Source organism: Acrocarpospora corrugata, from assembly GCF_009687845.1.
Classification (GTDB): Bacteria; Actinomycetota; Actinomycetes; order Streptosporangiales; family Streptosporangiaceae; genus Acrocarpospora; species Acrocarpospora corrugata.
On record NZ_BLAD01000108.1, the window covers coordinates 18,707 to 31,399 of the forward strand.

At 69.0% G+C, this 12,693-nt stretch carries 12 protein-coding genes; 9 read left to right on the forward strand and 3 right to left on the reverse strand.

Annotated features, from left to right (window positions below; genetic code table 11):
- The first annotated feature begins 16 nt into the window (after positions 1–16).
- From Acor_RS38240 to Acor_RS38255, 4 genes are all read left to right on the forward strand, one after another.
- Positions 17–907 carry a Rossmann-like and DUF2520 domain-containing protein gene (locus tag Acor_RS38240; protein WP_155341656.1) on the forward strand — a complete coding sequence of 297 codons (891 nt, stop codon included), beginning with the start codon at positions 17–19 and terminating at the stop codon, positions 905–907.
- On the forward strand, positions 898–1,746 hold the full coding sequence (gene panC, locus Acor_RS38245) for a pantoate--beta-alanine ligase (RefSeq protein WP_155341657.1): 849 nt from the start codon (positions 898–900) through the stop codon (positions 1,744–1,746). The genes Acor_RS38240 and panC overlap by 10 nt, the downstream gene beginning before the upstream one ends.
- A gap of 84 nt (positions 1,747–1,830) precedes the next feature.
- Positions 1,831–4,410, forward strand: a complete 2,580-nt coding sequence (locus Acor_RS38250; RefSeq protein WP_155341658.1) for an L-aspartate oxidase — start codon at positions 1,831–1,833, stop codon at positions 4,408–4,410.
- A 7-nt stretch (positions 4,411–4,417) separates the two neighbouring features.
- The gene (locus Acor_RS38255) at positions 4,418–5,200 is read left to right on the forward strand and encodes a type III pantothenate kinase (RefSeq protein WP_155341659.1); all 783 of its coding nucleotides are present in this window, start codon (positions 4,418–4,420) and stop codon (positions 5,198–5,200) included.
- A 43-nt stretch (positions 5,201–5,243) separates the two neighbouring features.
- Here the strand turns inward: Acor_RS38255 and Acor_RS38260 are convergent, their stop codons facing one another.
- A complete protein-coding gene (locus Acor_RS38260) occupies positions 5,244–5,711 on the reverse strand; it encodes a hypothetical protein (RefSeq protein WP_155341660.1) in 468 nt (155 codons plus the stop codon).
- Positions 5,712–5,861: 150 nt separating this feature from the next.
- Between Acor_RS38260 and lysX the strand changes: the two genes are divergently transcribed.
- Positions 5,862–7,319 (forward strand): bifunctional lysylphosphatidylglycerol synthetase/lysine--tRNA ligase LysX, encoded by a 1,458-nt coding sequence (lysX, locus tag Acor_RS38265; RefSeq protein WP_246239714.1) that lies wholly within the window; start codon positions 5,862–5,864, stop codon positions 7,317–7,319.
- A gap of 79 nt (positions 7,320–7,398) precedes the next feature.
- On the opposite strand, the gene Acor_RS38270 is transcribed toward lysX, so the two are convergent.
- Positions 7,399–8,034 (reverse strand): TetR/AcrR family transcriptional regulator, encoded by a 636-nt coding sequence (locus Acor_RS38270; protein WP_155341662.1) that lies wholly within the window; start codon positions 8,032–8,034, stop codon positions 7,399–7,401.
- Between the two features lie 119 nt (positions 8,035–8,153).
- Between Acor_RS38270 and Acor_RS38275 the strand changes: the two genes are divergently transcribed.
- Positions 8,154–8,393 carry a LuxR C-terminal-related transcriptional regulator gene (locus Acor_RS38275; protein ID WP_155341663.1) on the forward strand — a complete coding sequence of 80 codons (240 nt, stop codon included), beginning with the start codon at positions 8,154–8,156 and terminating at the stop codon, positions 8,391–8,393.
- A gap of 32 nt (positions 8,394–8,425) precedes the next feature.
- Here Acor_RS38275 and Acor_RS45790 read toward each other — a convergent pair whose 3' ends face one another.
- Positions 8,426–9,400 (reverse strand): C40 family peptidase, encoded by a 975-nt coding sequence (locus Acor_RS45790; protein WP_155341664.1) that lies wholly within the window; start codon positions 9,398–9,400, stop codon positions 8,426–8,428.
- Positions 9,401–9,643: 243 nt separating this feature from the next.
- Here Acor_RS45790 and Acor_RS38285 point away from each other — a divergent pair, with 243 nt between their 5' ends.
- The 3 genes from Acor_RS38285 to Acor_RS38295 all read left to right on the forward strand — a co-directional run bounded on the left by Acor_RS38285 (position 9,644) and on the right by Acor_RS38295 (position 12,308).
- Positions 9,644–10,174, forward strand: a complete 531-nt coding sequence (locus Acor_RS38285) for an amino-acid N-acetyltransferase (protein ID WP_422664865.1) — start codon at positions 9,644–9,646, stop codon at positions 10,172–10,174.
- A 91-nt stretch (positions 10,175–10,265) separates the two neighbouring features.
- Entirely contained in the window at positions 10,266–11,366 is a 1,101-nt protein-coding gene (locus Acor_RS38290; RefSeq protein ID WP_155341666.1) for an RDD family protein, read from the forward strand.
- Positions 11,367–11,795: 429 nt separating this feature from the next.
- Positions 11,796–12,308: an RDD family protein gene (locus tag Acor_RS38295; RefSeq protein WP_170317298.1), complete on the forward strand. Its 513-nt coding sequence runs from the start codon at positions 11,796–11,798 to the stop codon at positions 12,306–12,308.
- Positions 12,309–12,693: the final 385 nt, after the last annotated feature.

Consider the following 12,693-nt stretch of genomic DNA (forward strand, 5'->3'; position numbering starts at 1 on the left):
CGACCGGGAGGACGGCATGGACACAAGCGATCGCCCCGCACGATTGGCCGTCGGGGTGCTCGGAGCCGGTCGAGTGGGTTCCGTTCTCGGGGCCGCGCTGATGCAGGCCGGCCATCGAGTGGTGGCCGCCAGCGGGGTCTCCGACGCGTCCCAGCGGCGCGCGAGCGAAACGCTGGGCGTGGCGCTGACCAGGCCAGAGAAGGTGATCGAGCGGGCCGAGCTGGTCCTGCTGACCGTGCCGGACGACGTGCTGCCCGGCCTGGTCTCCGGGCTGGCCGCGACCGGCGCCGATCTGCGCGGCAAGCTGCTCGTGCACGCCAGCGGGGCGTTCGGCCTCGGGGTGCTCGGGCCCGCGGTCGAGGCGGGCGCGGTGCCGCTGGCGCTGCACCCGGTGATGACCTTCACCGGCCGGGGGGACGACCTGAACCGGCTGACCGGCTGCTCGTTCGGGGTGACCGCGCCGGAGCCGCTGCGGCCGGTGGCCGAGGCGCTGGTGATCGAGATGGGCGGCGAGCCGGTCTGGATCGCCGACGCCGACCGCGCGCTCTACCACGCGGCCATCGCCGGGGCGGCCAACCACATGGTCACCCTGGTCGCCGAGTCGCAGGACCTGCTCGCCAGGATCGGGGTGGAACATCCGGGGCGCATGCTCGGGCCGCTGCTCGGCGCGGCCCTGGACAACGTGCTCCGGCTCGGCATCAACGGCCTGACAGGACCGGTGGTGCGCGGCGACGCAGGAACCGTGCGCAAGCACGTGGACGCGCTCATCCTGGCCGCGCCGGAGGCCGCCGACGCCTACATCGTGCTCGCCCGGCTCACCGCGGACCGGGCGCTCGCCGCCGGGCTGCTGAAGCCCGAGGCCGCCGAGCTGCTGCTGGACGCTCTGGGAGGCAACATATGGACGTGATCGTCGCGGGGAACCGGCCCGAGCTGGGCAAGGCCAGGGAGGCGATCGGGCCGGGGCGCTACGCGCTGGTCCCCACCATGGGGGCGCTGCACGAGGGCCACCGGTCGCTGATCCGGCTGGCCGCCGAGCAGGCCGACCAGGTGGTGGTCAGCGTCTTCGTGAACCCGCTGCAGTTCGGGCCGAATGAAGATTTCTCCCGCTATCCGCGGACCTTCGAGGCGGACCTGGAGGTCTGCGCGGCGGAGGGCGTGCGGGTGGTGTTCGCGCCGGCGGTGGCCGACATGTACCTGCCCGACCGGCAGGTCGCGGTGTCCGCCGGGGCGATGGGCACGGTGGTCGAAGGGGCGTTTCGGCCAGGCCATTTCGACGGCGTGCTGACCGTGGTGCTGAAGCTGCTCAACCTGGTGCAGCCGGACGTCGCGGTGTTCGGGCAGAAGGACGCGCAGCAGCTGGCGCTGATCCGGCGGATGGTCGCCGATCTGGACCTGCCGATCGAGATCGTGGGCGGGCCCACCGTGCGGGAGGCCGACGGACTGGCGCTGTCCAGCCGGAACCGGTACCTGTCGCCGGACGATCGGGTCACCGCGTTGCAGCTGTCGAAGGCGTTGCGGGCGGGAGCCGTACAGCGGGAGCCGGACCGGATCAAGGAGGCGGCGCGGGCCGTGCTGGAGACGGCGGCGCGGCTGGATCCGCCGCTGCTGCTGGACTACCTGGCGCTGGTCGACCCGGCCACCTTCACGGAGGTGACCGAGAAGCACCGGGGTGAGGCGATCCTGGCGGTCGCCGCGAAGGTGGGCGCCACCCGGCTGATCGACAACGTGCTGCTCGATCTGGGCTGACCTGGAGTTATGCGGGGGCGGGTGCCCCGGGAAGTATCAGGGCCGCGCGAGGCGTTATCGTCATATTGACGAAAGGGGCTCGCGATGACCACCATGCCGAGAAAGCTGACCGCACCCGCACCCGGTTGGACGGTGACGGCGGACGTGGTCGTGGTCGGGTCGGGGATCGCGGGGCTGACCGTCGCGCTTCGATATACCGAGCTCTCGCCGGTCGGCCGGGTGCTCGTCGTCACCAAGGACGTGCTCTCCGCCGGTTCCACCCAGTGGGCGCAGGGCGGCATCGCCGCGGTGCTCGACCCGGAGGACACCCCGGCCGAGCATCTGCGGGACACGCTGCTGGCGGGGGCCGGGCTGTGCGACGAGGAGGCCGTCCGGGTGCTGGTCACCGAGGGCCCCGACGCGCTCAAGCGGCTGATGGAGCACGGCGCGCGGTTCGACCGGGACGCCGACGGGGAGCTCCAGCTGACCCGGGAGGGCGGCCACCGCCGCAACCGGATCGTGCACGCGGGCGGCGACGCCACCGGGGCCGAGGTGCAGCGGGCCCTGATCGAGGCGGCCGCGCACGAGCCCAGGATCGAGGTGATCGAGCATGCGCTGGTGCTCGACCTGCTCAAGGACGCCCGCGGCGACGCCTGCGGGGTGACCCTGCACGTGATGGGCGAGGGCGCCAGGGACGGCGTCGGCGCGATTCGGGCCGGGTCCGTGGTTCTGGCCAGCGGCGGCATGGGGCAGGTCTTCGCGGCCACCACCAACCCGGTCGTCTCCACCGGCGACGGGGTGGCGCTCGCGCTGCGGGCCGGGGCAACGGTCAGGGACCTGGAGTTCGTCCAGTTCCATCCCACCGTGCTCTGGCTGGGCGAGGACTCGACCGGGCAGCAGCCGCTCGTCTCCGAAGCCGTGCGCGGCGAGGGCGCGGTGCTGGTCGACGCGGCCGGGGAGCGCTTCATGGCGGGCGTGCACGAGCTCGCCGATCTGGCGCCGCGGGACGTGGTGGCCAAGGCCATCATGCGGCGGATGGCCGAAACCCGGACAGAGCATGTGTACCTGGACGCTCGGCAGTTCGGGCCGGAGAAGTGGCAGGCCCGGTTTCCCACCATTCTGGCGGTCTGCCGCGAGCACGGCATCGACCCCGTCACCGAGCTCATCCCGGTCGCGCCGGCGGCGCACTACGCCAGCGGCGGGGTCCGTACCGACCTGCGGGGCCGGACCTCCGTGCCCGGCCTGTACGCCTGCGGCGAGGTGGCCTGCACCGGCGTGCACGGCGCCAACCGCCTGGCCTCCAACTCGCTGCTGGAGGGCCTGGTCTTCGCCGAACGCATCGCCTCCGACCTGATCGCGGTACGGCGCACGCCCGGGGACCCCGCCGACGACCGCCCCGTCGGTCGCGCCTGTGTCTGGACTGAGGAACGCAGGGGAGCGAAGCGACCCGGAGAGACGAGGGAAGACACAGGCCGCAAAGCGGCCGACGCGCCGATCCGGAGGATCGGCCATGACAACGGCCTGGTCGACCCGCGTGCCCGGGGCCGGATCCAGGCGTTCATGAGCCAGGGCGCAGGGGTGCTGCGCAGCCGCGAGTCACTGGCCACGGTCGGTCGCGCGCTGGCCGACGCCCGCTGGACCCCGGTCGCGGTCGAGCCCTGCACCGAGTCCTGGGAGGCCACCAACCTGCACCTGGTCGCCACCGCGATGACCCTCGCCGCCGGGCTGCGCGAGGAGACCCGCGGCTCGCACTGGCGGGAGGACCACCCCGACCGCCGCGACGACCGGTGGCTCCGCCACCTCGACCTGATCCTCGACGAGAAGGGCGAACTCGCCATGGAAGCCCCGGACGGCCTGGACCCCCGTGACGTACAGAGCCTGGTGGCGGTCGCGCTGCGCGAGGACCTCGCCGACGGCGAGGACGTCACCTCGGCCGCGACCATCCCGGCAGGACAGGAGTCGGTCGGCGACGTGGTCGCCCGCCGCGACGGCGTGGTGGCCGGCCTCCCGGTCGCCGAGACCGTGTTCAAACTGGCCGGGCTCACGGTCGAGCGCCTGGTCCAGGACGGCGACGAGGTCCACCGGGGCGACGTGCTGCTGGTCGTGCGGGGCCGGACCCGGGCCCTGCTCACGATGGAGCGCACCGCGCTCAACTTCCTCACCCACCTGTCCGGCATCGCCACCCAGACCCGCCACTGGGTCCGCGCCATCGACGGCACCGGCGCCAGGGTCAGGGACAGCCGCAAGACCCTCCCCGGCCTGCGCGCCCTGGAGAAGTACGCGGTCCGCTGCGGCGGCGGCGTCAACCACCGGATGGGCCTGTACGACGCCGCCCTGATCAAGGACAACCACGTGGTGGCCGCCGGCGGCGTGGCCGAGGCCTTCCGGGCGGTCCGCAGCAGCTACCCCGACATCACCATCGAGGTGGAGGTGGACCGGATCGACCAGATCGAGCCGGTGCTGGCCGAGGGCGCCGACGAGATCCTGCTCGACAACTTCACCGTCCCGGAGCTGGCGGAGGCGGTCCGGCTGGTCGGCGGGCGGGCCCGGCTGGAGTCCAGCGGCGGCCTCACCCTGGACGTGGCCAGGGCGGTCGCCGAGACCGGCGTGGATTACCTGGCCGTGGGCGCGCTCACACATTCCGCGCCCGCTCTCGATATTGCTTTGGATCTTCGTGGTGCATAATCAGGGGATGCTGCTCACCATCGACGTCAGCAACACCCACACGGTGCTTGGCCTGTTCGAGGGTGACGAGGTCCTTGAGCACTGGCGGATCGCCACCGACCCGCGCCGGACCGCCGACGAGATCGCGGTGGTCCTGCAGGGCCTGCTGTCCCAATCCCCGATCCTGAAAAATGCGGACATCGGTGGGCTGGCTATCTGTTCGACCGTTCCATCGGTTCTGAACGAGATGCGGGAAATGTCGCGCCGGTACTACGGCGACGTCACCACCGTCGTGGTCGAACCCGGCGTGCGCACCGGCGTCCCCGTCCGGATGGACAACCCCAAAGAGGTCGGCAGCGACCGCATCGTCAACGCCCTGGCCGCCACCACCCTGTACGGCGGCCCCTGCGTCATCGTCGACTTCGGCACCGCCACCTCCTTCGACGCCGTCTCCGCCCGCGGTGAGTACGTCGGCGCGGTGACCGCCCCCGGCCTGGAGATCTCGGTGGACGCGCTGGCCACGGCCGGCGCCCAGCTGCACAAGGTGGAACTGATCCGCCCCCGCCAGGTGATCGCCAAGAACACCGTCGAGGCCCTCCAGTCCGGCATCATCTACGGCTTCGCCGGCCTGGTGGACGGCATCGTCAACCGGATGACCGCCGAACTGGCCGACGACCCCGAGGACGTGACCGTCGTCGCGACCGGCCCAGGCGCGCCGCTGGTGGTCAGCGAGGCCAGAACCATCGACGAGCACGAGCCCTGGCTGACCCTGATCGGCCTGCGCCTCATCTACGCCCGCAACACGGCGTGAAAGCCCGCCCTCGCGAGAAGGGCGGGCTCTCGATCTATATGGATCACTCGTTCTCGGCGGTGTACAGGTAGTTCCAGTCGCCGCAGTCCGAGACGTGCTTGGTCTTGTGGTGGATCTGGCACACCTTGAACCGCAGGCTGCTGACGTGCTTCTTGCCGAAGGCGAAGTGCTTGGCGGTGTCGAAGCCGCAGTGCTGGTACTTCTTGATCGTGTACCAGTGGTGGCTGTACAGGTTGGTGACCTGGAACTTCACGTACGCGCACTTGCCGCCGTGCTTGTAGTAGCGGCTGTCGTCGTCCCACAGCTGGCCGGTCACCCGGACGTTGTTGCTGGTCTGCTGGTGGTTCCAGGAGATGTCGATGGTGCCCTTCACGCGGGCCAGGTCGTTCTGCGAGTAGTAGGGGCCCCACTCGTTGGCGGGGTTGGCGTTCGCGGAGGTGGCGGGGAGGGCAAGAACCGCAGCGGCGGCACCTGCGGCCAGAGCTACCATCGCTCGGGTCATGCGCTTCATCTCAGTACTCCTTCTCGGGTTGGTATATGAATAAGCCCGAGCTCTTTCACCCGCCCTGTCACCCGCTAGCACTCCGCTTGCAATTCCGGTGGCGGCAACTCGGTAATCTTTGTGTCCGTGAGCGAAGAGCAGAGCGAACTGCCTGAGCAGATGCGGGTCCGCCGCGAGAAGCTGGACCGGCTGCGGGCCGAGGGCGTCGACCCCTACCCCGTGACGTTTCCACGGACGGCGACCAACGCCGAGATCCGGGAGAAATACGCCGAACTGGAGCCCGGTGCGGCCACCGGCGACCACGTCGGCGTCGTCGGGCGGGTGATGCTGTCCCGGGTGGGCGGCAAACTCTGCTTCGCCACCATCAGGGACGGCTCGGGCGACCTGCAGATCATGCTCTCGCTGGACCGGCTGGGCGAGGAGTCGCTGGCCGCCTGGAAGCGTGACGTCGACCTGGGCGACCACGTCGGCATCGAGGGCGAGGTCATCACCTCCCGCCGCGGCGAGCTGTCCATCATGGCCGACAGCTGGCAGATCACCTCCAAGTGCCTGCGCCCGCTGCCGGAGAAGCACGCCGGCCTCAGCGACCCCGAGGCCCGGGTCCGGCTCCGCTACGTCGACCTGATCGTCAACGACGAGGCCCGCCGGATGGCGCACATCCGCAGCGCCACCGTGCGCGCGGTCCGCGACTTCTGGCACGAGGAGGGTTACCTGGAGGTCGAGACGCCGATGCTCCAGCCCATCCACGGCGGCGCCAGCGCCCGGCCGTTCAAGACCCAGATCAACGCGTACGGCGGCATGGAGCTCTACCTGCGCATCGCGATCGAGCTCTACCTCAAGCGGCTGGTGGTCGGCGGCATCGAGAAGGTCTTCGAGATGAACCGCAACTTCCGCAACGAGGGCGCGGACGCGACGCACAACCCCGAGTTCACGATGCTGGAGGCCTACGGCACGTATCTCGACTACAACGGCATGGCCGACCTGACCCAGCGGATGTACCAGCGGGCCGTGGTGGCCGCGCTGGGCACCTCCGTGGTCGTGCACGGCGAGCACGAGGTCGACCTGGGGCTGACCCAGTGGCCCAGGATCACGCTGTACGGCTCGGTCTCCGAGGCGCTCGGCGAGGAGATCACCACCGAGACCTCACTGGAGCAACTGCGCAAGTACGCCGACCAGCGCGAGATCCACTGGGACCCCAAGTGGGGCCCGGGGAAGCTCGTCCAGGAGTTCTTCGAGGAACTGATCGAGCACACGCTCATCCAGCCCACCTTCGTGATGGACTACCCGCTGGAGACCTCGCCGCTGACCCGCCAGCACCGGGACAACCCGCTGCTGACCGAGAAGTGGGACCTGATCGGCTTCGGCACCGAACTCGGCACCGCCTACTCCGAGCTCGTCGACCCGGTCGAGCAGCGCCGCCGTCTCACCGAGCAGTCCCTGCTGGCCGCCGGCGGCGACGCCGAGGCCATGCAGCTGGACGAGGACTTTTTGCAGGCGCTGGAGTACGCGATGCCGCCCACCGGTGGCATGGGCGCCGGCATCGACCGGATGATCATGGCGTTCACCGGTAAGAACATCCGGGAGACAATCTTGTTCCCGCTGGTGAGGCCCAACTAGCCGGGCCGGGTATCAATGAGAAAGTCGTGATCTGGTCAGCCGCAGCATCGAGTCGCCTGGTCGGCGGTTGTGCGGCTGGCTATGGGATGGCTTTCTCGTTGACCAGTCCGCGGGCCAGCCAGCGCAGAGCATCGGAGAACAGGGTCGCCGGGACGGCGGCCCTGTCGATCCTGCGCTGGACCACCAGGCCCTCGAACAGCGCGATGATCACCGTCGCCACCGCCTGCGGATCCCCGCTCGCCCCGAACAGCCCGCCTTCGACCAGTTCGGTGATCGCGTCCCTGGGCACCCGCCAGTGGTCGGCCAGCCGGGCCAGCAGCTCAGGGCGGGGCAGCGCGTAACGCAGGAACTCCAGCTCCAGCATGCTCCAGGCCACGTGCTCGTCCGCCACCTCGGTCAGATACGCGCCGAAGGTGGAAAAGACGTCCGCGCCCCCGGCAATTCGCCCGGCGTTCTCCAGATGGTGGGACACATGTTCCTCGAACAGGGTGAGAAACAGGTCGTCCTTTCCCGGGAAATGCGCGTAGAGCGCACCGATCGTGTAACCGGCCCGGCGGGCTATCTCGTCCACGGAAGCACCGGAAAAGCCCTGCTCAGCGAAGACTTCGGCGGCGGCGGCCAGCAGTCTGGCCCGGGTCCTGGCCTTGGCCTCGCCGCGGGTGAGCCGCACCGCGCCGGGGGAGTCGGCGGGCCGGCCTTTCCGGGTCGGCGGCATGCCCCAAGTACTTCACGTAGTGATTGCTATGTCAATGCGGCTGCTTGACGACCTTTCACGACGGCGTTTACCTTCCCCAAGGGTGGCGAAAATCATTCGTCGTGGGAGAGGGGCTCACGATGTCGTTTTCTGAGGTGGTAGCCCGGAGCGAGTTGGAGCTGGAGCGTGCCGGTCTCACCGATGACGAGCTGTTGCTTCTCGCCGAGTTGGCGAAGGGCGTCACGGTGGACCGGGTGGGCCGGCGGCTGGATGTGAGCGGCCGCACGGTCCGGCGCCGGCTTCGGGGCATCTGCGATCGGATCGGTGTCGCGACCGCGATTGAGGCGGTCGCCTGGGCGGCTCGCCGCCGCCTGATCTGACCCCGCTTCTGCGGGGTCAGATCAGGCAAGACTCAGTCGGCGATTCTTACGGCGCCCGCGAACGGGCGTTTGCCGATCGCGGCCACCCGGACCACGTCGCCGGTCCGCGGCGCGTGCACCATGTAGCCGCCGCCGATGTACATGCCGACGTGGTGCAGGTCGCTGTAGAAGAACACCAGGTCGCCGGGGCGCAGATCCTCCCGGCTGACGTGGGTGCCGGCCGTCCACTGGTCGCCGGTGTAGTGCGGCAGGCTGATCCCCACCTGCTGGTACGCGGCCATGATCAGGCCGGAGCAGTCGTAGGAGCTCGGACCCTCCGCGCCCCACACGTACGGCTTGAGCTGCTGGCTGAGCGCCCAGCGGACCGCCTGGGCGGCCTTGCCGTCGCCGACCACCGGCAGCGAGAGCCGGGCCGGCCGGCTGACCTTGCCCGCGACCTGGCGGTAGAGCGAGCTCTCGGTCTTCTTGATCAGTTTGCGGATCTTGTCCTGGCGGGCGTCGATGCTCTTGAGCAGCTTCGCCACCTCGTCCTGCCGGGCCTTGGCGCCCGCCCTGGCCCGCTTGGCGGTCTCCATCGCCTTCTCGACCTGGAGCACCTCCTCGCCGGTCTGGAGCTGCAGCGCGTAGGTGGTGGAGGCGACGTCCAGGTAGGCGTCCGGGTCGGCGGCGCCCATCAGGCCGAAGGCGGTCGCGGCGCCGCCCGTCATGTAGGAGTTCTGGGCGAACAGGCTGGCCTTGCGGCGGCGCTCCTCCAGGTCGGACTCGCTCTTGGCCAGCGTGGTCTTGGCCAGCTGGGCGGAGCGTTCTGCCTCCTTGAGCCGGATCCTCTCCCCGTTGTGGTCCTCGGTGAGGGTCTCGATCTCGACGTAGAGGTCTTCCACCTCTTGGGTCAGCTCTTTGAGGGTGGGCTCCGGGTCGGCGGTGGCCGAAACCAGCGGGGCGCCGACGGTGATGACGGCGAGCGCGGCGCCGACGACGGCGAGTCGCCCAAGGATTCGAGTGCGCAAGCAGTCTCCTCTTCCAGGGCCGTGGTCCCGCTGGACACTAGTGCACGCCTTGTTCGTCCTCAACCGAAACTCAAGTTTCCGTCTAGTTTTCGCAACTGAACGATCACGAGCAGATCACGTGACGAGGTGGGCGCACGGTGAGTGCCCGGATACCCAGCGTTGCCGAATGAGGTTTCGGTGCGGCCGATACCCGTCGGCCACGATCTCCGGGCTATTACCCTTCAATGCATGGTGGCGGAGTCGGTGGAACAGACAGTCCCTCGGTCGGTGGTCGTCCGCCGGGCCCGTACGGCCGACGTACGGATGATCCGGCGATTCGTCGACACCCATTCCGGCCTGGAACGGCGACTGCTGAAGAAGACCACGGTCACGTTGTACGAGGACGTGCAGGAGTTCTGGGTCGCCGAGGTGGACGGCGCGGTGGTCGGCTGCGGCGCGCTGCACGTGCTCTGGGAGGACCTGGCCGAGATCCGGACGGTCGCGGTCGACCCGGCGTCCCGGGGCATGGGCCTGGGCCACCGGATCGTGGCCGCGCTCATCGACACCGCCCGCGAACTCGGCGTGGGCCGGGTGTTCTGCCTCACCTTCGAGGTCGACTTCTTCGCCCGGCACGGATTCGTGCCCATCAACGGGACGCCGGTCTCGCCCGAGGTGTACGCGGAACTGCTCGCCTCCTACGACGAAGGCGTCGCCGAGTTCCTCGATCTGGAGCACGTCAAGCCGAACACGCTGGGGAATACCCGCATGCTGCTGTACCTGAGGGCGGTGCCCTGACATACCGCGTGACCCGGGGGGAAGAATGACAGTGGAAATGGTGCCGACTACTTTGGGAATGTCACGCTCGATCGAGAAGTGAGGTGACACGGTGAGTACCCAGCCGCCGTACCCGCAGGATGACTCGGAACGCGGGGAGCAAGGCGCGGAACAGCCCGCGCAGGAATTCGATCCCGACGTCACCGTCATGAGCCGCAATCCGGCGCCGGGTTCGCGGCCGGTGTACGGCCCGCCGGCGTCGGGGGCGTACGGACAGGCGGGTGGCACCGGGGCGTACGGCCAGGGCTATCCACAGCAGCAGCAACAGCAGCCCGCGCCGCCACCTCCGCCGCCACCGCCCAACGGTTACGGCCAGGGCTACGGCCAGTCCCAGCCCCAGTACAGTCAGGGCCCCGGTCAGGGCTACGGCCAGGGATACGGCCAGCAGGCGCACAGCCGCGAGCAGCAGTACGGCCAGCAGCAGCCCGACTACGGCCAGCAGGGCCACACCCAGCCCGTCCAGGCGCAGCCCGGCTACGCCCAGCAGCCGGGCTATCCGCCGCAGCCGGGATACGGCCAGGGCTATCAACAGCAGCCGCCCCCCGGCTACGGGCAGCCGCAGCAATACGGCTACGGCCCGGGCGGCTACGGGCAACCGCAGGGCGGCTACGGATACGGGCAGGCGCCCCTTCCTGCGGGCGTGCCCGCGCCGTTCGCCGAATGGTGGCAGCGGCTCGTCGCGCGGATCATCGACGGCGCGTTGTACGGCATCGTGCTGCTCGCACTCGGAATCATCGCCGCCGGTATATGGGTGGCCGGCGACCGCTTCGACATCGAGACGCAATCGGTCCAGTACGCGTCGCCGCTCGTCTGGCTGCTGCCCGCGATCCTGGCCACACTCGCGTTCTTCGGCTACGAATTCCTGATGCTGAAGCAGCGCGGCCAAACGCTCGGTAAGATCGTTATGGGAATCAAGGTGGTGCGCCTGGGGCGTGGCCTTGATGGCGGTCTCGACAATGACGCCGCCTTGCGCCGCGCGGGCGCGCTCGCCGGGCCCTTGGTGTTGACCTGGATTCCGGGAATCCGCGTCATTGGCGCGTGGCTCGTGTACCTGTACTGGCTCGTGGGGTTGCTCTGGCCCCTCTGGGATAAGCCGTTGCAGCAGTCCCTTCTGGACAAGGCCGCGAACACGGTGGTCGTCAAGGTCAAATAGTGACATAGAACCACGCAAACAACGAGGCGGGGCCGATGGAACGAACCATTGGCCCCGCTTTCGTGCACGCAGCGTGTTCGCTCCGTTCGATCCGAAATAACACCGCAAACGCCGTAACGGGTTACTGCTACCGTGCGATGGGACCTAGAACACCCAGTCCCCATAGATGTCACGAGAGGTAACCAAATGAACCCGGAACCTCCCCCCGGCCAGAACCCTTATGGCTCGGCCCCCCCTCCGGGTGGATACCCGCCGCCTCAAGGCGGATACCCCCCGCCCCAAGGTGGATACCCGCCGCCTGGTGGATATCAGCAGCAGCCTCCTGGTTATCAGCAGCCTGGTTATCAGCAGCCCGGTGCTTACCAGCAGCCCGGCGCTTACCAGCAACCGGGATACCCGCCGGCCGGCGCGTACAACGCGCCTGGCGGGATGCCGCTTCCGCCGGGAGTCCCGGCGCCACTTGCTGAGTGGTGGCAGCGTTTGGTGGCCCGACTGGTCGATGGCCTTATCCTCGGCGTGGTCGGCTACCTCATTATCGGCGGGATCATCCGAAGCGCGTTCTCCACGGAAGAGACCTTGTTCGGCGTGACGATCTCCACGCCCACGTTCGCCGGTATGCTCATCTCGGCGATCGTCACCTTCCTCCTGTACGCGGCTTACGAGTTCTTCCTGGTCTCGCGGGACGGTCAGACAATCGGCAAGAAGGTCATGAAGATCCGCGTCGTGAAGCTCGGCGGAAGCGTTCACGGTGGCCTGGACACCGAGACTCTGGCCAAGCGGATCGGCGTACTGTGGGGGCCGCAGTTGCTCGCCTTCAATGTCTTCCTGAACGCCCTGGGCGGGCTGTTCAGCCTGGTGAACGTCCTCTGGCCGCTGTGGGACAAGCCGCTCCAGCAGGCGATTCACGACAAGGTCGCCGGAACCGTCGTGGTGAAGCTGTAGTCCCGGCGTCGCGTTCCAATGAGTGGGGTGGCCGCCCGGCGGTCACCCCACTGCCATTCCTGGGTACGATTTTGTTCTATCGGGTAAGCATTCTGACCACCGCGGAGGATACTTCCCGCGCGGCTGCGGCTATGGACAGCAGCCGTACAGCACGGTCATCCGGCGTCGGTTCCCCCTATTTCACAGGGCTTCCGGTGTAATCCGGCTCACCCGGACCCCAAGGGAGTGATGAGGAATGACGGAGACAATCTCCGCTCTGATACCGCCGCTGTTGGTCGGCGCGGCAGTCGTCTACGGCGTGGTTAAGTTGGTACGTTCGGACGCCTCCGGGTTGCGCGGAAGGCGCGAACCGGGAGAAGAGCCATCGGACAAGACCCTCCCCTGA